The organism is Siccibacter turicensis LMG 23730 (genome assembly GCF_000463155.2).
Classification (GTDB): domain Bacteria; phylum Pseudomonadota; class Gammaproteobacteria; order Enterobacterales; family Enterobacteriaceae; genus Siccibacter; species Siccibacter turicensis.
This window is the reverse complement of the sequence record NZ_AWFZ01000042.1, coordinates 255,773-278,014: the sequence shown is the minus strand read 5'-3', so window position 1 is coordinate 278,014 and position 22,242 is coordinate 255,773. Positions and strand designations below refer to the sequence as shown.

At 58.9% G+C, this 22,242-nt stretch carries 21 protein-coding genes; 8 read left to right on the top strand and 13 right to left on the bottom strand.

Translation table 11 applies throughout. The features are described from left to right. Positions 1-105 precede the first annotated feature (105 nt). Together ldcA and DW58_RS13330 are read left to right on the top strand one after the other, a co-directional pair. Entirely contained in the window at positions 106-1,065 is a 960-nt protein-coding gene (gene ldcA, locus DW58_RS13335) for a muramoyltetrapeptide carboxypeptidase (RefSeq protein WP_024548986.1), read from the top strand. A 158-nt stretch (positions 1,066-1,223) separates the two neighbouring features. Then, positions 1,224-2,954, top strand: coding sequence for a potassium/proton antiporter (locus DW58_RS13330; RefSeq protein WP_024548987.1), 1,731 nt, complete (start codon positions 1,224-1,226; stop codon positions 2,952-2,954). 18 nt (positions 2,955-2,972) lie between these two features. Here DW58_RS13330 and dadX read toward each other — a convergent pair whose 3' ends face one another. Both dadX and DW58_RS13320 read right to left on the bottom strand, forming a co-directional pair. Beyond that, positions 2,973-4,043, bottom strand: a complete 1,071-nt coding sequence (gene dadX, locus DW58_RS13325) for a catabolic alanine racemase DadX (RefSeq protein ID WP_024562585.1) — start codon at positions 4,041-4,043, stop codon at positions 2,973-2,975. A 12-nt stretch (positions 4,044-4,055) separates the two neighbouring features. Next, positions 4,056-5,357, bottom strand: a complete 1,302-nt coding sequence (locus DW58_RS13320) for a D-amino acid dehydrogenase (RefSeq protein WP_029593023.1) — start codon at positions 5,355-5,357, stop codon at positions 4,056-4,058. Positions 5,358-5,681: 324 nt separating this feature from the next. On the opposite strand from DW58_RS13320, the gene DW58_RS13315 reads away from it, so the two are divergent. Next, a complete protein-coding gene (locus tag DW58_RS13315) occupies positions 5,682-7,217 on the top strand; it encodes a SpoVR family protein (RefSeq protein WP_024550951.1) in 1,536 nt (511 codons plus the stop codon). A gap of 49 nt (positions 7,218-7,266) precedes the next feature. Here DW58_RS13315 and fadR read toward each other — a convergent pair whose 3' ends face one another. Next, entirely contained in the window at positions 7,267-7,986 is a 720-nt protein-coding gene (fadR, locus tag DW58_RS13310; RefSeq protein WP_024550952.1) for a fatty acid metabolism transcriptional regulator FadR, read from the bottom strand. A 215-nt stretch (positions 7,987-8,201) separates the two neighbouring features. Between fadR and nhaB the strand changes: the two genes are divergently transcribed. Beyond that, positions 8,202-9,740 (top strand): sodium/proton antiporter NhaB, encoded by a 1,539-nt coding sequence (nhaB, locus tag DW58_RS13305; protein WP_029593021.1) that lies wholly within the window; start codon positions 8,202-8,204, stop codon positions 9,738-9,740. Between the two features lie 127 nt (positions 9,741-9,867). After that, positions 9,868-10,398, top strand: a complete 531-nt coding sequence (gene dsbB / locus DW58_RS13300) for a disulfide bond formation protein DsbB (RefSeq protein ID WP_024550953.1) — start codon at positions 9,868-9,870, stop codon at positions 10,396-10,398. A gap of 261 nt (positions 10,399-10,659) precedes the next feature. Here dsbB and DW58_RS13295 read toward each other — a convergent pair whose 3' ends face one another. The 7 genes from DW58_RS13295 to DW58_RS13260 all read right to left on the bottom strand — a co-directional run bounded on the left by DW58_RS13295 (position 10,660) and on the right by DW58_RS13260 (position 16,508). Then, complete coding sequence (locus tag DW58_RS13295; protein ID WP_024550954.1) at positions 10,660-11,625, bottom strand: chemotaxis protein; 966 nt, start codon at positions 11,623-11,625, stop codon at positions 10,660-10,662. Positions 11,626-11,888: 263 nt separating this feature from the next. After that, positions 11,889-12,803, bottom strand: coding sequence for a kdo(2)-lipid IV(A) palmitoleoyltransferase (gene lpxP, locus DW58_RS13285; protein WP_024550214.1), 915 nt, complete (start codon positions 12,801-12,803; stop codon positions 11,889-11,891). Positions 12,804-13,136: 333 nt separating this feature from the next. Then, positions 13,137-13,409 carry a hypothetical protein gene (locus DW58_RS13280; RefSeq protein WP_152525603.1) on the bottom strand — a complete coding sequence of 91 codons (273 nt, stop codon included), beginning with the start codon at positions 13,407-13,409 and terminating at the stop codon, positions 13,137-13,139. A 366-nt stretch (positions 13,410-13,775) separates the two neighbouring features. After that, on the bottom strand, positions 13,776-14,222 hold the full coding sequence (locus tag DW58_RS13275) for a YcgN family cysteine cluster protein (protein ID WP_024550212.1): 447 nt from the start codon (positions 14,220-14,222) through the stop codon (positions 13,776-13,778). Between the two features lie 179 nt (positions 14,223-14,401). Beyond that, positions 14,402-15,061: a fumarylacetoacetate hydrolase family protein gene (locus tag DW58_RS13270; RefSeq protein WP_024550211.1), complete on the bottom strand. Its 660-nt coding sequence runs from the start codon at positions 15,059-15,061 to the stop codon at positions 14,402-14,404. A 60-nt stretch (positions 15,062-15,121) separates the two neighbouring features. Next, complete coding sequence (locus DW58_RS13265) at positions 15,122-16,159, bottom strand: lytic murein transglycosylase (RefSeq protein ID WP_024550210.1); 1,038 nt, start codon at positions 16,157-16,159, stop codon at positions 15,122-15,124. Positions 16,160-16,232: 73 nt separating this feature from the next. Next, entirely contained in the window at positions 16,233-16,508 is a 276-nt protein-coding gene (locus DW58_RS13260) for a YcgL domain-containing protein (protein ID WP_024550209.1), read from the bottom strand. 123 nt (positions 16,509-16,631) lie between these two features. On the opposite strand from DW58_RS13260, the gene minC reads away from it, so the two are divergent. The 3 genes from minC to minE are packed head-to-tail and all read left to right on the top strand — an operon-like array spanning position 16,632 to position 18,450. Then, the gene (minC, locus tag DW58_RS13255) at positions 16,632-17,342 is read left to right on the top strand and encodes a septum site-determining protein MinC (RefSeq protein WP_024550208.1); all 711 of its coding nucleotides are present in this window, start codon (positions 16,632-16,634) and stop codon (positions 17,340-17,342) included. A 25-nt stretch (positions 17,343-17,367) separates the two neighbouring features. Continuing rightward, positions 17,368-18,180, top strand: coding sequence for a septum site-determining protein MinD (gene minD, locus DW58_RS13250; protein WP_024550207.1), 813 nt, complete (start codon positions 17,368-17,370; stop codon positions 18,178-18,180). 3 nt (positions 18,181-18,183) lie between these two features. After that, positions 18,184-18,450 carry a cell division topological specificity factor MinE gene (gene minE, locus DW58_RS13245; protein WP_007762212.1) on the top strand — a complete coding sequence of 89 codons (267 nt, stop codon included), beginning with the start codon at positions 18,184-18,186 and terminating at the stop codon, positions 18,448-18,450. Positions 18,451-18,560: 110 nt separating this feature from the next. Here the strand turns inward: minE and rnd are convergent, their stop codons facing one another. From rnd to DW58_RS13230, 3 genes are all read right to left on the bottom strand, one after another. Further along, positions 18,561-19,682, bottom strand: a complete 1,122-nt coding sequence (rnd, locus tag DW58_RS13240) for a ribonuclease D (protein ID WP_024550206.1) — start codon at positions 19,680-19,682, stop codon at positions 18,561-18,563. A 70-nt stretch (positions 19,683-19,752) separates the two neighbouring features. Then, positions 19,753-21,438 (bottom strand): long-chain-fatty-acid--CoA ligase FadD, encoded by a 1,686-nt coding sequence (gene fadD / locus DW58_RS13235; protein ID WP_024550205.1) that lies wholly within the window; start codon positions 21,436-21,438, stop codon positions 19,753-19,755. 204 nt (positions 21,439-21,642) lie between these two features. Next, entirely contained in the window at positions 21,643-22,221 is a 579-nt protein-coding gene (locus DW58_RS13230; RefSeq protein WP_024550204.1) for a Slp family lipoprotein, read from the bottom strand. Positions 22,222-22,242 lie beyond the last annotated feature (21 nt).

Below are 22,242 nucleotides of genomic sequence, written 5' to 3'. Positions count from 1 at the left end.
CAAAAGTGCGGCTCCCTGCGGCGCGCTGAAGTATAACCGGCGGATGACAAGCCGGGCGCGACACGGCATGATATTTTGCTCACTCGTCTTGCACAGGAAGCTGCTATGTCCGTATTTCAGTTGATCGCCCCCTCAGGCTACTGCCTGCAACAGGAAGCCGCCCGGCGCGGCGTGGCCCGTCTTGAGGCCGGGGGGCATCAGGTGTATGGACAGGCCGCCATCCCGCGGCGTTACCAGCGTTTTGCCGGCACCGATGCGGAACGCCTGGCGGACATCAACGCCCTGGCCACCCTGCCCGCTACGGTGGATATCGTGATGCCGGTGCGCGGCGGGTACGGCATGAGCCGTCTGCTTCAGGACGTGGACTACGCGGCGTTGCGCGCGCGTCAGGCGACCGACCCGCTGTTAATCTGCGGGCACAGCGATTTTACCGCGCTCCAGATGGCGCTGCTGGCGAACGGCAACGTGATGACCTTCAGCGGCCCGATGCTGGCGGGTAACTTCGGGGCCGAGACGCTGGATGCGTTTACCCTGCACCACTTCTGGATGGCGCTGCGCCAGCCGCGGTTTACCCTTGAGTGGGCGGGCAGCGGCCCGGCCTGTGCCGTGGAAGGCCAGGTATGGGGCGGCAATCTGGCGATGATCGCCTCGTTAGTGGGTACCCCGTGGCTGCCGGCCATTGAGGGAGGGATCCTGGTGGTGGAGGACATCAACGAGCACCCGTTCCGCGTGGAGCGCATGCTGCTCCAGCTGCTCTACGCCGGGGTGCTGGAGACGCAGCGGGCGCTGGTGCTCGGCAGCTTTAGCGCCAGCGCCCCCAACGACTACGACGCCGGGTACAGTCTGGACGCGATGTGTGAGACGCTGCGCGCCCGCCTGCCGATCCCGGTTATCAGCGGTCTGGCTTTCGGCCACGAGCCGCAAACCGTAACGCTGCCGCTGGGTGCCAGGGGCGAACTGACTCACGACGGGACGCACACGCGCCTGACCCTGAGCGGGCATCCGGTGCTGCGCGAAGCGGAAAAAAACACATTCACCACTCTTATCGAACAATCACCTCGTTGATAATTGTGGTATACCCATAATACTTATTAGATGTTGCAGGTGTGTTGACGTCACTCACCGCCAACGGCCATAAGCCGGGCGGAAGAGGCGCATCATACACCTGCCGGTCAGATATCAGGCATCACGATTGGCACATTGATTGAAGGAGAAGACGCACTTTGGACGCAGGGGCGGTGGTTAGTTTATTTATTATGGGTTCGGTACTGGTAACCTTCAGTATTCTCTTGAGTTCGTTTTCATCCCGTCTCGGTATTCCTATCCTGGTTATCTTTCTCGCCATCGGCATGCTGGCGGGTGAGGACGGCATCGGCGGCATTCCGTTTGATAACTATCCCTATGCCTATCTGATCAGTAACCTGGCGCTGGCGGTGATCCTGCTTGATGGCGGGATGCGCACCCAGGCCAGCTCGTTTCGCGTTGCGCTCGGTCCCGCGCTCTCGCTGGCCACGGTGGGGGTGCTCATTACCTCCGGCCTGACGGGCATGGCCGCGGCGTGGCTGTTTGACCTCAACATCATTGAAGGGCTGCTGATCGGCGCGATCGTCGGCTCCACCGATGCCGCCGCGGTGTTTTCGCTGCTCGGCGGCAAGGGGCTGAACGAGCGCGTGGGCGCCACCCTGGAGATTGAGTCCGGCAGCAACGACCCGATGGCGGTGTTCCTGACCATCACCCTGATTGAGATGATCAAGCTGCACAATACCGCGCTTGACTGGATGTTCGTGGTGCACATTATCCAGCAGTTTGGACTGGGTATCGCGCTGGGCCTCGGCGGCGGCTACCTGCTGCTGCAAACCATCAACCGCATCGATCTGCCGCCGGGGCTTTACCCTCTGCTGGCTCTGAGCGGCGGGATTCTGGTGTTCGCGGTGACCACCGCGCTCGACGGCAGCGGTATTCTGGCGGTCTACCTGTGCGGCTTTATCCTCGGCAACCGGCCAATCCGCAACCGCTACGGCATCCTGCAAACCTTCGACGGCATGGCCTGGTTGGCGCAGATTGGCATGTTCCTGGTGCTTGGCCTGCTGGTGACGCCCTCGGATCTGCTGCCTATCGCCATCCCGGCGATCCTGCTTTCTGCCTGCATGATTTTCATTGCCCGTCCGATGTCGGTGTTCATCTCCCTGCTGCCGTTCCGCGGGTTTAAGCTGCGCGAGCGTATTTTCATCAGCTGGGTCGGGCTGCGCGGTGCGGTGCCGATCATCCTCGCGGTGTTCCCGATGATGGCCGGGCTTGAGAATGCGCGGCTGTTCTTCAACGTGGCGTTCTTCGTGGTGCTGGTGTCGCTGCTGTTCCAGGGCTCATCCCTGAGCTGGGCGGCGAAGCGCGCCAAAGTGGTAGTGCCGCCGGTGGGCCGTCCTGTGTCGCGGGTCGGGCTGGATATTCACCCTGAAAATCCCTGGGAGCAGTTCGTCTATCAGCTCAGCGCCGATAAGTGGTGCGTGGGCGCTGCGCTGCGCGACCTGCATATGCCGTCTGAAACGCGCATTGCCGCGCTATTCCGCGATAACGTGCTGCTGCACCCTACCGGCAGCACCCGGCTGCAGGAAGGCGATGTGCTGTGCGTGATTGGCCGCGAGCGCGATCTCCCTGCCCTCGGCAAGCTGTTCAGCCAGTCGCCGCCGGTGGCCCTCGACCAGCGCTTCTTCGGTGACTTTATTCTTGAAGCCAGCGCCCGCTTCGCCGATATCGCGGTGATTTACGGTCTGGATCTGGATGACAATTTCGATACCCAGCAGACGCTGGGCGAGATGGTGCAGCGCAAGCTTGGCGCAGCGCCGGTCGTCGGCGACCAGATTGCCTTTGCCGGGATGATCTGGACGGTGGCGGAGAAAGAGAATAACGACGTACGGAAAGTGGGGGTACGCACCCAGCAGGATGAGGCGGAGTAACCCGCCTCGGGTAATACGTTACACTGTCACGACTGGCACCCGTGGGGCAAGGGCTGACATCAGCTCATACCCCACGGTACCGCTGGCGCTCGCCACATCATCGATCTTAATCTCCTCTCCCCACAGCTCTACCGGGCTGCCGATACCGGCTTCCGGACAGGGCGTTAAATCCACCGCCAGCATATCCATCGAGACGGTACCCACCGTGCCGGTTCGCCCCCCCTCCACCAGCACCGGCGTGCCGTCCGGGGCGTGGCGCGGATAGCCGTCGGCATAGCCGCCAGCCACGATACCGATCCGCTGCTCCCCCTGAGCACGGTAGCGGCTGCCGTAGCCGACGCAGGCCCCGCGCTGTAGGGTCTGGATGCCGATAATCTGGCTTTTCAGGCTCATCACCGGGCGCAGGCCGCTGGCGGCAATGTCCTGCCACTGCCCGCTCGGCGAGGCGCCGTAGAGAATGATGCCGGGCCGCACCCAGTCACAGTGCGTCTCCGGATGCCAGAGCGTGGCGGCCGAATTCGCCAGCGAACGGCGGCAGGCCAGCCCTTCCGCGGCCTGCTCGATGCGCCGCATCGGTTCGGTCACCCCATCGGGTTTGTCGGCGTCGGCGAAGTGCGCCATCAGCGTCAGATCGCCGACGTTCGGAATAGCGCGTAGCTGCTGCCAGAGAGTCTGGACGCGCTCCGGGGCAAACCCCAGCCGGTTCATGCCGCTGTTCATCTTCAGATAGACATCAAGCGGGGCCGCCAGCTTCGCGTTCGCCAGGGCTTTCACCTGCCAGTTGCTGTGCAGGCTGGTGGTCAGCCGGTACTGGTCAAACAGCGGCAGCTCATCGGCATGAAAGAAGCCCTCCAGCATCAGAATCGGCCCCTTCCAGCCGCGTTCGCGCAGCAGAATCGCCTCTTCGATATTGAGCAGGGCGAAGCCGTCGGTGGTGCCGAGCGCGTTCCACACGCGATCCAGACCGTGACCGTAGGCGTTCGCCTTCACCACCGACCAGACGCGTGACGCAGGCGCGGCCCGGCGGACGATATGTAAATTGTGGCGCAGCGCGTCAAGATTGAGGCTCGCCGTAACGGGACGGGACATCACCACTCCTTGCTATTGATGGGCGCCATGCCACTGCTGTGCGCCGGAGGGGGTAAAGCGTGCGTCATAGCGGGCAACCGACAGATCCTCAAACGGGATCGCCGGGGTGCGGCCCGATATCACATCGCTCAGCAGCTGACCGGAGCCGCAGGCCATGGTCCAGCCGAGTGTGCCGTGCCCGGTATTGAGCCACAGGTTTTTGTACGGTGTGCGCCCGACAATGGGCGTGCCGTCCGGGGTCATCGGGCGCAGACCGGTCCAGAAGGTGGCCTGCTCGATATGTCCGCCGCGCGGATAGAGGTCGCGCACCACCATCTCCAGGGTTTCACGGCGCGGTTGCAGCAGCGCGGTGTTGAACCCGACGATCTCCGCCATGCCGCCCACGCGGATGCGGTTGTCAAAGCGGGTGATGGCGATCTTGTAGGTTTCATCCAGCACCGTGGAAACCGGTGCGCCATTCTCGTCGGCGATGGGGATGGTCAGCGAGTAGCCTTTCAGCGGGTAAACCGGAATATCAACGATGCCCTTGAGCATCGCCGTGGAGTAAGAGCCAAATGCCATGACGTAGCCGTCGGCCTTAATCACCTCGTTGTTCGCGCACTTCACGCCGTAGATGTTCTGCCCTTCATACAGCAGGCGATCCACCGGCGTGTTGTAGCGGAACACCACCCCCGCCTCTTCGGCCATCTTCGCCAGCCGCTGGGTAAAGAGCTGACAATCGCCGGTTTCATCGTTGGGCAGACGCAGCCCGCCGGTCAGCTTGTTGGCCACCGCCGCCAGCGCCGGTTCGGCCTCGGCCAGACGGTGTGATTCGAGCAGCTGCCAGGGCACGCCCGCCTCCTCCAGCACCGCGATATCCTTGGCGGCGTTTTCGTACTGCTGGGCGGTGCGGAACAGCTGCAGCGTCCCACCCTGGCGCCCTTCATACTCGATGCCGGTCTCGCTGCGCAGCGTCTTCAGGCAGTCGCGGCTGTATTCCGCCAGCCGCACCATGCGTCCTTTGTTTTCCTGGTAGTGGCGCATGTCGCAGTTGCGCAGCATCTGCCACATCCAGCGAAGCTGGAAGGCGCTGCCGTCGAGGCCGATAGCCAGCGGCGCGTGACGCTGAAACATCCACTTGATGGCCTTGAGCGGCACGCCGGGCGCTGCCCAGGGTGCGGCATAGCCCGGTGAGATCTGCCCGGCATTGGCCGCGCTGGTCTCCAGTGCCGAGCCGTCTGCCCGATCAACCACGGTCACGTCATGCCCGGCCTGACGTAAATACCAGGCGGTGGTCACGCCGACCACGCCACTTCCCAGCACCACTACACGCATATCCACTCCGCTTCGAGGTAAAAGAATAATCTTCTGATTACAAATTGATAACTCAGTTGAAAATGTTATTCAACATAGGCCTTTTTTATGGTGACTTGCCTCACACATCACCGTGTTCGCGCGGGACCGCCGCTGGCAGGATCTCGCTCTGCGCTTTGTTTTTCCGCAGCGTAATATTCTGTTGAACAGCGGGAATGCCGCCAATTTCCATCGGGAAATCACAAAGAAAAAAATTTGACCGCCTGCGCTATCTGGACCGCGTGTTCTATGCTTGAGAATGAGGCTCTTACCTGAAAAAGAGTCCCCCACAATGAGGGCGCGCTAATGGCTACAGTAACTGATTACAGTATGAAGGATGCCACCCGACTGAGCGACGGACCCGACTGGACGTTCGAGCTGCTCGATGTCTATCTGGCGGAGATTGACCGCGTGGCGAAGCTCTACCGCCTCGACACCTACCCGCACCAGATTGAAGTTATCACCTCCGAGCAGATGATGGACGCCTACTCAAGCGTAGGGATGCCGATCAACTATCCGCACTGGTCGTTCGGGAAAAAGTTTATCGAGACGGAACGCCTCTACAAACACGGCCAGCAGGGCCTGGCCTATGAGATTGTGATTAATTCCAATCCCTGCATCGCCTATCTGATGGAGGAGAACACCATCACCATGCAGGCGCTGGTGATGGCGCACGCCTGCTACGGCCACAACTCGTTTTTCAAAAATAACTATCTGTTCCGCAGTTGGACCGACGCCAGCTCCATCGTCGACTACCTGATTTTCGCCCGCAACTACATCACCGAGTGCGAGGAGCGGTACGGGGTCGAGGAAGTGGAGAAGCTGCTCGACTCCTGCCATGCCCTGATGAACTACGGGGTGGATCGCTACAAGCGTCCGCAGAAAATCTCGCTGCAGGAGGAGAAAGCGCGCCAGAAAAGCCGCGAGGCCTATCTGCAAAGCCAGGTCAACATGCTGTGGCGCACCCTCCCCAGACGCGACGAGGAAAAAACCGTCGCCGAAGCGCGCCGCTACCCCGCCGAGCCGCAGGAGAACCTGCTGTACTTTATGGAGAAGAACGCGCCGCTGCTGGAGCCGTGGCAGCGTGAGATCCTGCGCATCGTGCGCAAGGTAAGCCAGTATTTCTATCCGCAGAAGCAGACCCAGGTGATGAACGAAGGCTGGGCGACGTTCTGGCACTACACCATCCTCAATCATCTCTATGACGAGGGGAAAGTGACCGACCGCTTTATGCTGGAGTTTCTTCACAGCCACACCAACGTGGTGTTCCAGCCGCCCTACAACAGCCCGTGGTATACCGGTATCAACCCCTACGCGCTGGGCTTTGCGATGTTCCAGGATATCAAGCGCATCTGCCAGTCGCCTACCGAGGAAGACCGCTACTGGTTCCCGGAGATTGCCGGGTCAGACTGGCTGGAGACGCTGCATTTCGCGATGCGCGATTTTAAAGACGAGAGCTTTATCAGCCAGTTCCTGTCGCCGAAAATCATGCGCGACTTCCGCCTGTTCGCCGTGATGGATGACGATCGCCACAACTACCTGGAGATTGCCGCGATCCATAACGAAGACGGTTACCGCGAGATCCGCAACCAGCTCTCCTCCCAGTACAACCTCAGCAACCTGGAGCCGAACATCCAGGTATGGAATGTCGACCTGCGCGGCGACCGCTCGTTAACCCTGCGCTATATTCCGCAGAATCGCGCTCCGCTGGACAAGGGGCGTCGTGAAGTGCTGAAGCACGTGCATCGTCTGTGGGGGTTTGATGTGACGCTTGAGCAGCAGAATGAAGACGGCAGCGTGGAGCTGCTCGAGCGCTGCCCGCCGCGCATGAACATGCTGTAAGCGCGATGCTCGCGCCATAAAAAAGGCCACCTCGCGGTGGCCTTTTTGTTTAGCGACTGTGCATCGCCAGATCGCCCGGCATGGTTTTTTGCATCCGGTGCCAGATCTCGCCGCTGTCATGGCCATAGCGACGGACGGTTTCATACACCTTGTCGTGTTGCCCTTCGCGGCACAGCGTGGCGAGGGTGTGGTAGAAGCCCAGCGCCAGGCTACGCGCCTCCGGATTGGAGAAGTAGTGGCGGCCAATGCGGGTGTACAGCCCCTTCATCCCGTTGATGATAAGCCCGTAAATGGGGTTACCGGACGCGAACGCCAGCCCGCGGAAGATGTTGTAGTCGAGCTGGGCAAAGGCGTCAGCGTGATCTTCCACTTCATCGGCGGTCGCCAGCACCCGCTGCGCATCCTCAGGATGCTGACGGAACGCGGTGCGAATAAAGATGGTTGAAATGTTGGTACGCACCGAGAGCAGATTATCAATCAGCTGCGGTACGCTTTCGTGATCGAGCCGCGCCAGCGTTTCGAGGATGTTGAGGCCGGAGGTTTCCCAGAAGTTGTTCACTTTTGTGGGCTTACCGTGCTGGATGGTTAACCAGCCATCACGGGCGAGGCGCTGCAAGACTTCACGAAGTGTGGTGCGGGTAACGCCAATTAATTCAGAGAGTTCACGTTCAGCAGGGAGGATCGAACCGGCAGGGAAACGATTATTCCAGATGCTTTCGATAATATACTCTTCCGCGAAACCCGCAGGGCTTTGCGCCTTAATCACCATAGAGAGATTTCCATTACATTGCTTTAGCAAATTCACTCATCATACCAGAGGCGCCGGGGCGCAGATAGCAGCATGCAACCGCAAAAAGGGGATCGTTCTTCGATTTTTGTCAATGAGTGTCAGGTTGCGTTAGCATTTGCGCCTTGCCTGCGGCGCGCCTGTCCTCTACCCTGAGTCGTGACCTCTCTTTTTACCGCTCGTACGGGAACAATTTCGTGGAAATTTCATACGGCCGCGCCGTTTTTCGTAACTTTTTAGGTCAGTCCCCTGACTGGTACAAACTGACACTTCTGGCTTTTCTGGTAATCAACCCCATCGTCTATGTCGTTAACCCCTTCGCCGCAGGCTGGCTGCTGGTGGTGGAGTTCATCTTTACCCTCGGTATGGCGCTGAAGTGCTACCCGCTGTTGCCGGGCGGTCTGCTGGCTATTGAAGCCGTGGCCATCGGCATGACCAGCGCCGAACGCGTGCGGGAAGAGATTGCCGCCAACCTCGAAGTGGTACTGCTGTTAATTTTCATGGTGGCCGGCATCTGGTTCATGAAGCAGCTGCTGCTGACCGTGTTCACCCGCCTGCTGCTGTCGCTGCGCTCCAAGACGCTGCTCTCGCTGGCGTTCTGCCTCGCGGCAGCATTCCTGTCGGCCTTCCTTGATGCCCTGACGGTTATCGCCGTGGTGATCAGCGTCGCGGTCGGGTTCTACGGGATTTACCATCGCGTGGCCTCGAAAGGCGACAACGCCGCTGAGCTTCACGATGACTCAGGGCTGGAGAGCGAAACGCAATCCACGCTCGAGCAGTTCCGCGGCTTTTTACGCAGCCTGATGATGCACGCCGGGGTCGGTACAGCGCTGGGCGGCGTCATCACCATGGTCGGCGAGCCTCAGAACCTGCTGATCGCCCAGACCGTGAAGTGGGACTTCGTGGAGTTTATGCTGCGCGTGGCGCCGGTGAGCCTGCCGGTGCTGGTGCTCGGCCTGCTGACCTGCGTGCTGCTGGAGAAGACCCGCCGCTTCGGCTACGGCGAGCCGCTCCCGGAGAAAGTGCGTCAGATCCTGCGCGACTATGAAGATAAAGCCAACGCCAGCCGCACCCGCCAGGAGCGCATGCGGCTAATTGTGCAAGGCATTATCGGCGTCTGGGTGATTGTGGCCCTCGCCCTGCATCTGGCTGAGGTGGGACTTATCGGCCTGTCGGTGATTATCCTCGCCACCTCGCTATGCGGCGTCACGGACGAGCACACCATTGGCAAAGCCTTTACCGAGTCCCTGCCCTTCACCGCCCTGCTGACCGTGTTCTTTGCGGTGGTGGCGGTGATTATCGACCAGCGCCTGTTCACGCCTATTATCGGCTACGTGCTGCAGGCGGAGCCGCAGTCCCAGCTTTCGCTGTTCTATCTGTTTAACGGCCTGCTGTCGTCGGTATCGGATAACGTGTTTGTGGGGACGGTGTACATCAACGAAGCGAAGCACGCGTTCGAACAGGGCGTTATCTCGCTGGAGCAGTATCACCTGCTGGCGGTAGCGATCAACACCGGCACCAACCTGCCGTCGGTGGCGACGCCAAACGGCCAGGCCGCGTTCCTGTTCCTGCTGACCTCCTCCCTGGCGCCGCTGATCCGCCTCTCCTATGGCCGCATGGTGTGGATGGCGCTGCCTTACACCGTGGTGCTCACCCTCACCGGCTGGCTGTGCGTGGAGTACACGCTGTTGCCGGTCACCGACTGGCTGCTTGCCAGCGGGCTTATCGCAAAATAATCGTCTTGTCGGGCTGCTTCTGGCCCGACAGACGCCGTTTCGTCAGATATTTTTTGACAGCGTGGTGGCGGGCGGCACGTTTTCGTTTACACTGCCGCTTTACCGCATAATGCAGGGAAACGGGATTATGTTGCGATATTTGAATCAGTGCTCGCGCGGACGGGGTGCCTGGCTGCTTATGGCCTTCACGGCGTTTGCCCTTGAGCTGGTGGCACTCTATTTCCAGCACGTGATGCTGCTCAAGCCGTGCGTACTGTGTATCTATGAACGCTGCGCGCTGTTCGGCATCATGGGCGCGGGACTTGTGGGTGCCATCGCCCCCACCACACCGCTGCGCTACGGGGCGATTGCGCTGTGGATTTACAGCGCCTGGGAAGGATTACGGCTCGCCTATGAGCACACCATGATCCAGCTTCACCCTTCTCCGTTCGCCGTCTGCCCGTTTGCCGCGAAGTTTCCGACCTGGCTGCCCCTCGACAAGTGGCTGCCGCAGGTGTTCGTGGCGTCCGGTGACTGCTCGGTTCGTCAGTGGGAGTTTTTAACCCTGGAGATGCCGCAGTGGCTGATGGGTATTTTTGCCGCCTACCTGCTGGTGGCCGTGCTGGTGCTGATTGCCCAGCCGCTGAAACCCAAACGGCGCGATCTGTTCGGTCGCTAAACAAAACGCTCCCCCGGGAGCGTTTTTTCGTTCTGCCGCCTGGCTTCTTTGCCGCAGGCTTTCCTATACTGAGATCTGTGTCCGGCAACTGAGGAGGAATGATGCGCTATTACATGACGCAAGTAGAAAAAGACAATCCTAATGATGCACCCGAGTCCGGCGACAAACAGCCGACGCCGACAAAGAAATAGATAGATAGCATAAAGGTCGCTTCGGCGACCTTTTTTATGCCCTGATGGCAGGGAGAGCGTGACGTGACAATCAGACGATCGTGTCGTCGAGCACGCGGTGGATCACCGCCGACAGTTCGTTGATTTCAAACTTCGCCACGTAGGCATCGGCCCCTACTTTACGCACGTGCTCTTCGTTGGCGCTACCGGACAGCGAGGAGTGGATCACTACCGGGATGCGCTTGAGCTTCTCGTCCAGCTTGATGTTACGCGTCAGGGTAAAGCCGTCCATCTCCGGCATTTCCAGATCGGTCAGCACCATGGCGATGCGGTCGCCAATCGGTACCCCTTCCGCCTGCGCCTCTTTGGCCATCAGCTTGATTTTGTCCCAGGCTTCGAGACCGGTATTGTGCATCAGTGCCGGGATACCCATGCTTTTCAGGCCCTGCTCCAGCATGGTACGCGCCACTTTGGAATCTTCCGCCACGATAGCCACCGCGCCAGGCTTGATGTTGAAGGTGCGATCCTTCACTTCCTTCACCGGTACATCGCGGGCAGACGGGATGATGTCGTACAGGATCTGCTCCACGTCCAGCACCATGGCCAGCTCATTGCTCTGCTTGTCATCGTCCAGACAAGCGATGCTGGTGATGTTCCGGGTGCTCATGGCCGACTCGGCCGGGTGCACCTGGTTCCAGTTCAGACGCACAATGTTATCGACCGCTTCCACCGCAAACGCCTGGGTGCTGCGCGCATACTCGGTCACCAGCAGCAGATTCAGCCCGGTGGTCGGGGTGCAGCCGGCAACGGCTGGCAGGTCAATGACGGGAATGATCTGGTCGCGAATGCTGACTACGCCCAGCAGCGGAGACTTCATACCCGCCGCGCGGGTGATGGACGGCATCGGGACGATTTCCCGTAGCTTGAATACGTTGATGCCAAACAGCTCGGACTTGTCGGCGTGCGGTGCCATGCCCAGACGAAACAGTAGCAGCTCGAACTTGTTCGACAGCGCCAGGTTCGCGCGTTCATCAATCTCTTTCTGAAAGTTATCCACTTTTCCCTCCACGGTATTCGGATCGTTGTTAGCTCATGAGGGTCAGGAATGGTGGTTAACGTAATATCCACATTGCTGCCAGACACGTGCGTTACAGATTTCGCTCTGAAGGAGTTATCGACAGACTGCGGGAAAAATACAGGTCAGGGGCAAAGAGTTTTTCGTGCCTGGGGGGTAAAGCAGACGGCGGTAAGCGCAGGAGGTGGACAGAACGGGCGGAGGGCGATGCTGCTCGCGCTGTCAGCCAGCGCGAGCAGAGGGGATCAGTAGGAGGCGGCTTCGCCCAAGGGGCGCGTTTTGAAGCGGCGGTGCACCCAGAGGTACTGCTCCGGCGCGCGCAGGATCTCGTCCTCGATCACCTTATTGATATAGCCGGCGGCGGCCTGCTCGTTACCCGACGGATAGTCGGTCAGCATGTTGCCGATATAGAGGCGGTAGCCAGCGTTGTCTTTGCGACGGATCATGGTGATGGTGAGCATCGAGGCGCCAGAAAGACGAGAGATAACGTAGGTCCCGTTGGTGGTCGCGGTATTTTCCATCGCGAAGAACGGCGCAAACACGCTGCCCTTGCGGCCATAGTCCTGATCCGGCGCGAACCACACGGCCTCGCCCTTCTTCAGCGCGCCCACCAGCCCTTTCAGGTTGCGGCGGTCGATCATCGCTTTGTTGGAGCGCAGGCGCCCGCGGGTCTGCACCCACTCAAGTACCGGGTTGTTGTGCGGGCGATAGGTTGCCATCATCGGGCGGCAGAGCCCCATCACGCGTCCGCCCAGCTCAAGCGACATAAAGTGGACGCCAACGACCATCACGCCTTTGCCCTGATCCAGGGCGTGTTGCAGGTTGGCAAAGCCTTCGACGTCGAAATGCTTACGCAGTCGCGCATCGCTCCAGAACCAGGCCATCCCGGTTTCGATCAGCGCCATGCCAAGAGAGGTAAAGTTATCGGTAAGCAGCGTGTTGCGCGACGCCGCTTCCATTTTCGGGAAGCATAATTCCAGATTGCGGTTGGCAACGTATTCACGTTTCTTCAGAAACGGACGCGCCAGACGCCCCAGGGTACTGCCGAGTTTCGCCAGCACCGGATAGGGTAATTGCACCAGCAGCCACAGAATGGAGACGCCGGTCCAGGTTAACCAGTGACGCGGATGTAAAAAATGTGTTTTAAATGTTTGTGACATTCAGAGTTATCTACATGCAAGAAATAGAGTGGTAGCCACGATGAGACGAAATTAACGCCGTTCTCACGATGCGCTACGATATTACGAGGTGTAAGCAGACCATTATTGAATAAGGGTGTTATTACTGCGTCGAGCCGGGTATGAAGAGACCAGGAGTCTGGCAACAGAAGAGTCAGAACTGTTACAGCGACGATTCGCAATTAGTGCTTACGATGCACCGAACCGGCGCAAAATGATACTTTTATTTCGTAAAGTCATTCAAAGAGTATGTCCGGGTGTGAACAGCGGCGCGCGCAGCAGAAGCCACTATTCACACGGGTAACAGACAGCCGCCTACGGATGCGTTTCCCGCCAGCGGTCAATCATCTCCTGGGTCACATCCTCCTTATAGCACAGCGGTGATTCCCCACCGGCGCGGCTCCATGCGCTGCGCTTGCCGCAGGCGCTGCCGTTGCGCGCCCGGTTGAACGGGCAGGCGCAGTTACCTGAGTAGCTGGCAATGGAGTCCTGAATAATCTGCCGGGTAATTTGCTCATCGCTGAGGCGCGCTTCCCGTGCGGCCGCCGTGTTACCTGCCGTCAAACCGATCGCCAGCGCGACCAACATGCCTGCTAACCTGAGGTTCACTATGTCTGTTCCAGAAGGGAGAAGCGCTCACGCTATCACGCTCCGCGCAAGAGACTATTGATTAAAAGCAACCTTAGAAATAATGCATTTAAGAGGGTTCTTACCCATTAGCTCATATTTATTAATAATTAATAAAGCTGAAGTAATATAATTAGCGTGGTATTGAGCGTAAAGCAAGTGAGAGAGAAATCCCCTTTAATGTCTTTTTCGCGCGGAAATAATCGCGCCCTTTACCAAAAATAAAAAGGGAATAAGATTAACCTGAAGCTGGTTCAGGCGCAGAAAATAGCGTTTTCTGCACCACAAGCACATGCCCTCCCTGAAGCGGGAGAGCGGCTGAGGGAATTACTGCGCCCAGTCGGGTTTGTTTAATATGTGGTCCTGCCAGTCGCGCACTTCGGATTCACGCACCGCGATATGGCGCACCGAAATACGCTCGCCGTGTATCGCCGCTTTGGAACCGGTGAGCAGCGGATGCCAGGCCGGGAGCGGCTTTCCTTCCGCCAGCAGGCGATAGGCGCAGGTGTGCGGCAGCCACTCAAAGGTCGGCAGGTTTTCACGGGTCAGTTTGATGCAGTCTGGCTCGTACTCGAAGCGGCGTTCGTAGTTACGGCACTGGCAGGTTTTGATGTTGAGCTGGCTGCAGGCGACGTTGGTGAAATAGATTTCATCAGAGTCTTCGTCCATCAGCTTGTGCAGACAGCACTGGCCGCAGCCGTCGCACAGTGACTCCCACTCTGCGTCACTCATTTCATCCAGGGTTTTGCTCTGCCAGAACGGGGTGTCAGCCATATCGTTTACCACATCTCATCTTGCGGGTGCCGTCGGGTAGGCCGGCACGTAAAAAGTTCCTGAGCGGCCCGCGTATGCCCGGCGGCGGTTGCGGCACGGGCAAGCAGGCCCAAAGGCGGAGGCGGATTCTACCAGCTGCGCGGCCCGCACGCAAAGCGGGCCGGTAAAGGCCGGGCGGGTCAGAGCACCCGGGTGGAGACAGACTGGCCGTTGAGGCTGAGCTGTAGCTCGTCGCCGCTGGCAAGCGGCCCCACCCCTTCCGGCGTGCCGGTCAGGATCACATCCCCGGCGCGCAGGGTGAAGAAGCGGCTCATGTAGGCGATAAGCGGCACCAGGGGGTGAATCATATCCGCGGTCGAGCCGTGCTGGCGCGTTTCGCCGTTAATGCGCAGCTCCAGCGTGGCGCGCTGCGGATCTCCCTCGAAGGCCGCGGCGGGAATAAACCCGGAAATCGGACAGGCGTTGTCGAAGGCTTTTGCTTTCTCCCACGGCCGGCCCGCCTTTTTCAGCTCGCCCTGGAGATCGCGCAGCGTCAGATCGAGCGCAATGCCATACCCGGCAATCGCCTGGCTGACGTGCTCTTCAGATGCATGACGCAGAGTCGAGCCGATCAGCACCGCCATCTCCACTTCGTGATGCACCGACCCCAGCCCCTGGGGCAGAGAGATCGGCTGACGCAGATCGCACAGCGCGGTTTCCGGCTTGATAAACAGCACCGGCTCCTCCGGCGTGGCGCTGCCCATCTCCTGAATATGCTTTGCGTAGTTGCTGCCCACGCACACGACTTTGCTTACCGGATAATCCAGCAGGGCGCCCTGCCAGTTATGATGTTGATACATACCTTCCCCCTGTCCTCAGGTGCGTTGAAGAAATACTATCCGCGTCCGGCGGCGGGCGTGTCAATCGCCGATAATCGCGTCGGCCATCGTGCCGATACTGATGGCAAAGTACCACGAGCGGTTCCAGTGCATCAGGGTGCGAAAATTTGGATAGACCATAAAGGCCCGGTTCTCGCCATCCTCCGGCAGAATGATCCACGCTTCCCGGTCAATATTCGCCAGCGGCGCGCCGTCGGCCTTTGTTACCCCGTCCTCACGCCATTCACGCACGCTTTTACCCTGCCCGCTTTCCGTGCCGGCCCGCGCCCGGTCAAACCCCGTCGGCAGACGCACCTCACGTCCCCAGCCCTCACCTTTCTGCCACCCCTCCTCGGCCAGATAGTTGGCCGTCGAGGCGAAGATGTCATCGCTGTTGTTCCAGATGTCGATTTTGCCGTCGCCGTCGCCATCGACGCCGTAGCGCAGATAGGAGCTGGGCATAAACTGGTTTTGCCCCATCGCGCCGGCCCAGGAGCCCTTCATGCTGCTGGCATCGATATCGCCCCGGTCCACCATCTTCAGTGCGGCCAGCAGCTCATTGGTGAAGAAGGTTTCGCGGCGGCCTTCAAACGCCATGGTCGCCAGCGCCGAGAAGATATCCTCTTTCCCCTGAATCTTGCCGAAACGGCTCTCCATGGCCCAGAGGGCGACAATATAGTGCGGCTGCACGCCATACTGGCGACCAATACGCGCCAGGGCGTGGCGGTGCAGGTGCGCCTGACGACGCGCTTCCTGGACCTTATCCGGCGTGACCACGCGTTTCAGATAGTCATCAAGCAGCACCTTCTGCTCAAGCTGCCCGCGGTCTGACTTCACCACGCGATCGACAAAGTGGATACCGGCGAAAGCGCTGGTCAGGGTTGGCTCGCTGATGCCGCTGTCGCGCGCCTTCACTTTCAGGGTTTCGACCCAGGCGGGAAATTCAGCGGGATCGCGGCCGGTTTCGGAGAGCCGGGTGGCGGCGGGCGGGGTGGCGTCAGGGGTGGCGCCGGGTTGCGCATAGCCTGCGCCTGGGAGAATCAGGGCGCTGACAACCAGGCCCGTGGTAAGACATTTCATGCGTTTTCCTGGGGGTTAACACCATAACATCAGGTTAATTTAGCCAGGAAAACGCCAGCGTGCGCTGGAAATACTATTTATTGCTCTGGGACGCTAAATGTTCTTTCAGCAAATTTTCCGGCGGCGGGGGTAATTGTAAATAATATCCCTGCGCGCTGAGCATTTCTTTCACCTTACTCAGATCGGCATGGGCTAATTGTTTTTTACCGTCCAGCGGCAATAACATCGTCAGAATCGGCTGACCGAAACTTTGCATTAACTCTGCGGGTACCCGAGAGAAATCGTCTCTTTTTTCGACATACAGATAGGTCTGGTCGCGCTTGTTACTTCTGTAGATTGCACAAAACATACTTTTGCTCTGATTTAACCGGTTGGTGACTTGCCTCAATATAATAGTGACTATAACATGCCTGATAGTCTTCGGAATATCACTCCGTTAAGGGTGATTCAAACTGAATTGAGTAAGGCCAGGATGTCAAACACGCCGATTGAGCTTAAAGGAAGTAGTTTCACCTTATCTGTGGTTCATTTGCACGATGCAAACCCTGAGATAATCCGTCAGGCTCTGGAAGACAAGATTGCCCAGGCGCCCGCCTTTTTAAAGAATGCGCCGGTGGTTCTGAACGTTTCCCAGCTCAATGGCAACACAAACTGGGCGCAGCTGCAGCACATCATTGCGCAGAGCGGTCTGCGGGTCGTGGGCATCAGCGGCTGTAAGGACGAGCGTTTAAAGTCGGATATCGCCCGAGCAGGGCTGCCTTTACTGAGTGAAGGTAAAGAGAAAGCGCCCCGGACAACACCCGCTGACCCGTCCGACACCCCGCCTCCCGCTGCGCCTGTTGCTACACCGGTCACAAAATCACGCTTAATTGATACCCCGATCCGTTCCGGGCAGCGTATTTATGCACCACATTGTGATTTGATTGTCACAAGCCATGTCAGCGCAGGCGCGGAGCTTATCGCTGACGGCAATATTCATATTTATGGGCACATGCGCGGACGCGCCCTTGCCGGTGCGAGCGGCGACAAGGACGCCCAGATTTTTTGTACCCACCTTGCGGCGGAGCTGGTCTCCATCGGGGGTGAATACTGGCTGAGCGATCAGATCCCGGCCGAATTCAATGATAAAGCAGCGCGCCTGAAGTTAGTGGACGGCGTGCTGACAGTCGAACCTTTGTATTAAGCCCTTTTTAACAAGGAACACCTTTATGGCACGCATTATTGTTGTTACATCGGGTAAAGGAGGCGTTGGCAAGACCACCTCCAGCGCGGCCATCGCGACGGGCCTGGCCCAGAAAGGGAAGAAAACCGTGGTTATCGATTTCGATATCGGTTTACGTAACCTTGACCTGATTATGGGCTGTGAGCGCCGCGTCGTTTACGATTTCGTTAACGTCATTCAGGGCGACGCCACGCTGAATCAGGCGCTGATCAAAGACAAACGTACCGAAAACCTGTTTATTCTTCCGGCGTCGCAAACCCGTGATAAAGACGCCCTGACCCGCGACGGTGTGGAAAAGGTGCTGGATGAACTGCAGACCATGGAATTCGACTTCATCGTCTGCGACTCCCCGGCAGGGATTGAAACCGGCGCGCTGATGGCGCTCTATTTCGCTGACGAAGCGATCATCACCACCAACCCGGAAGTCTCGTCGGTGCGTGACTCCGACCGTATTCTGGGCATTCTGGCCTCCAAATCGCGCCGCGCTGAACGCGGTCAGGACGCCATCAAAGAGCACCTGCTGCTGACGCGCTACAACCCAGGCCGCGTAAGCAAAGGCGATATGCTGAGCATGGAAGATGTGCTGGAAATCCTGCGTATACCGCTGGTTGGCGTAATCCCTGAAGATCAGTCCGTGCTGCGCGCCTCTAACCAGGGCGAGCCGGTGATTCTGGATTCAGAGGCTGATGCCGGCAAAGCTTACGCCGACACCGTCGATCGTCTTCTGGGAGAAGAACGCCCTTTCCGCTTCATTGAAGAAGAAAAGAAAGGATTCCTCAAACGCCTGTTCGGAGGATAAGTTATGGCTTTACTCGACTTTTTTCTCTCCAGAAAAAAGAACACTGCCAATATCGCTAAAGAGCGATTACAGATTATTGTTGCGGAGCGCCGTCGCAGCGACGCCGAACCGCATTATTTGCCGCAGCTCAAGCGCGATATTCTGGAAGTCATCTGTAAATATGTCCAGATCGATCCCGAAATGGTGACCGTGCAGCTGGAACAGAAAGGCGATGATATCTCGATTCTGGAACTTAACGTTACGCTACCAGAAGCGGAAGAAACGAAATAATCGTGATAAATAACCCAGGCATGCCTGGGTTATTTTTTTGTGCTCGCTGCGCGTCCCCGACCTTATTCTGACTGGGTCGCCTGAAAACCCTGTAATTATATCCAGCGCTCTCAGAGGGTATTAAGCAGTGCGGTTAACGGTTCTGCCAGTAATTCCCCGCGCCAGCCGCTGATTAATTCCGGCAGGCTATTTTGCGGTTTCAACTTCCAGTGCCAGTTCAGCAGCTGATTAATCTGCCGGCGCGACGCCAGTAATTCCGCACTCACGCCCTTCTCTTCGCCAACCTTCTGCACCAGCGCTTTAATGTCTTTGAAGATTTTACGGTAGCCGGGCATGTCCACCAGATTAACCAGCGGTTCCGGGAGTGCATCCTCGGGCAGCGCCTGTGCGGTGGCGACCATATCCACCAGGGTTTTGCCGTGGAAGCGGATTTCGCTGCCGGAGAGTCCGAGGCTGCTCAGTTCACCGAGGCTCGACGGCATGTAGCGCGCCACCTGCCAGAGATTCTCTTCGCGCACCACAAAATTAACCGCCATATCACGCTCGCGGGCATGACGCAGACGCCAGGCGGCCAGCAGCTTCAGGCAGGCCAGCTGACGCGGGCGCAGCTGCCAGGCGTTGCCAATTTCACGCCACGCCTCGTCAGGGCTCAGGACATCGCTGCGGCGCTTAATCATCAGGCGACACTCGTCCAGCGCGGCGGGGAGCCAGCCGGAGGCCTCGGTTTTCGCCACCAGCTGGTGCGCAATCGGCAGCAGATACCAGACGTCCGCCGCGGCGTATTCGCACTGGCGCTCGGTCAGCGGGCGGGCCAGCCAGTCGGTGCGGGATTCGCTCTTGTCGAGCTTCACCCCGGTCCAGGCTTCCACCATGGTGGCAAAGCCGCAGGAGAGCGGCTGCCCGGTAAACGAGGCCAGAATCTGGGTATCGATCATCGGGTCAGGCATCACGCCGAAACGTGACGAGAACACTTCCAGATCCTCACTGCCCGCGTGCAGGAACTTGGTGACCGCGCTGTCGGTAAGCAGCGAGGTGAACGGCGTCCAGTCGGTGATCGGCAGCGGATCGATCAGGGCCAGATGCTCCCCGTCGAAAACCTGAATCAGGCCAAGCTGCGGATAGTAGGTGCGCGTGCGGACGAACTCGGTGTCCAGGGCAATAGCGGGAGAGTGACGTACGGCATCGCACAGGGCGCGCAGCGCGTCATCGGTCGTGATCATCTGATAATTCAAATTGCTTTCTCTCAGGTTTGCGCCCATAAAAAACGCCGGCTTAGCCGGCGTCAGGCGACGGAAACAACGCTCAGGGGGTATTGTTGCCTGGCTTTGTCGCTTCGTCACGTAATTCTCGCCGCAAAATTTTGCCGACGTTGGATTTCGGCAGCTCGTCGCGGAACTCCACCAGCTTCGGCACTTTATAGCCGGTGAGATGGCGGCGGCAGAAGGTGATAAGGGCTTCCTGGGTCAGCCCCTCCTCTTTCTTGACCACGAAAATCTTCACCGTCTCGCCGCTTACGCCCGCCGGGACGCCGACGGCGGCAACTTCATGCACGCCGCTGTGCTGCATCACCACGTCTTCGATTTCGTTCGGATAGACGTTGAAGCCGGAGACCAGAATCATGTCTTTTTTGCGGTCAACGATGCGCAGGAAGCCTTCGTCATCCATCACCGCGATATCGCCGGTTCTCAGCCAGCCGTCGATGAGGATCTCATCCGTGGCATCCGGGCGCTGCCAGTAGCCCAGCATCACCTGCGGCCCTTTAACGCACAGCTCGCCCGGCTCACCGTGGGGAACCTCATTCCCGGCATCATCCACCAGCTTCGCCTCGGTGGACGGCACCGGTAAACCGATGCTGCCGCTGTGGTAGTCGATATCGTGCGGGTTCACGCTCACCAGCGGCGCGCACTCGGTCAGGCCGTAGCCCTCCAGCAGAAACTGCCCGGTGAGCTTCACCCAGCGATCGGCCACCGCCTGGTGAACCGGCATGCCGCCCCCGGCTGAGAGGTGGAGCGTGGAGAAGTCGAGCGCCTGAAACTCTTTGTTATTGAGCAGCGCATTGAACAGCGTGTTGACCCCGGTCATCGCCGTGAAGGGGTGCTTCGCCAGCTCTTTGACCAGGCCCGGTATATCGCGCGGGTTGGTGATAAGCAGGTTGGTGCCGCCAAGCTCGATAAACAGCAGGCAGTTCATGGTCAGCGCAAAGATGTGGTAGAGCGGCAGCGCGGTCACCACCAGCTCCTGCCCGCGAAGCAGCAGCGGGCCGTAGGTGGCGTTGACCTGCTCAAGGTTGGCGAGCATGTTGCGGTGCGTCAGCATCGCGCCCTTGGCAACGCCTGTGGTGCCGCCGGTGTATTGCAGAAATGCCAGGTCTTCACCCAGCAGCTCCGGCTTTACGTACTGCAGGCGATAGCCCGCCTGCAGCGCGCTGCGAAACGAGATGGCGTCGGGCAGGTAGTATTTCGGCACCAGGCGCTTCACGTATTTCACCACGAAGTTGACCAGCGTACCTTTGGCGCTGGAGAGCTGATCCCCCATGCGGGTCAGAATGACGTGCTTCACCTGGGTGTTCTGCACCACTTTTTCGAGGGTATGGGCAAAGTTGGAAACGATGATAATGGCGCTGGCGCCGCTGTCGTTGAGCTGGTGCTCCAGCTCGCGCGGGGTGTAGAGCGGGTTGACGTTGACCACGACCATGCCGGCGCGCAGGATGCCGAACAGCGCAACCGGGTACTGCAGCAGGTTTGGCATCATCAGCGCCACGCGGTCGCCCTTGCTCAGGCCCAGCCCCTGCTGCAAATAGGCGGCGAAGGCGCGGCTGCGCTCTTCGAGTTTGCGGAAGGTCATCATCTCCCCCATATTCATGAACGCAGGCCGGTCGGCGTAACGCGCCGTGGCATGCTCGAACATCTCGACAAGCGACTGGTAACGGTCGGGGTTGATTTCGGCCGGCACATCGGACGGATAGCGGTTAAGCCACACCTTATTCACTACATCACCTCTGAAATTGCTGTTTGTCGTCATCACAACCCCAACCAAATAAACAAGCCGTTAACATAATATTAACTCAGCGTACCAGTTTATTAATTAACCCGATCTCAGGTTGCGAAGCGCGTCACTAATTATTTTTTTGAGCCATAACAAACAAAGAGACAGCGAACCGGCCGCTGTCTCTTTGTTTGATAAATAAAGGAATTATTCAACGACGTTGCGGATTACCCCGGGTCCGGGGTTGTACCACCCTCCGGTCCCAAAGCCGTAACCGCCGCGCCACGGCTGCGGTCCCCAGAACCAGGGATCGATAGGCTGTGGCGGCATGACGACCTGCTGGGTAACGCGCCAGCGTTTGTAGCCCTGCACCTGCATCACGAGAAATTTATAGGGGGTATTGCCGATTTTTCCGTCGGCGGTGCCCGCGATCGGCCCCACTACGGTGACCAGCTGATTACGGAAGTCCACCGGGTCGAGAAAACCGCTGACGTCGGCATAGATGCGACCGCGCGACGGTTCGTTCAGGGTCGGGCGCGCGCCCTCGTCCAGACGCACGGTGGCAATCTCAAGCCGGGTTTTTCCCTGCTGATTATCGACCGACAATACTTTGCCGCCGAAACGCGCCTCCTGGCCGATAAACAGTTCCGGCGCATTCATCACCCGCGCCAGATCCTGCTGCGGCATCGCACTGGTGCCTTTGATGGCATCGGGTACGGTGACACAGCCGGAAAGCAGCGTTGCCGCTGCAAGAAGACAACCTGCCAGTACGTTATGGCTTACCATATGTGCGACTCCTGAACGCCG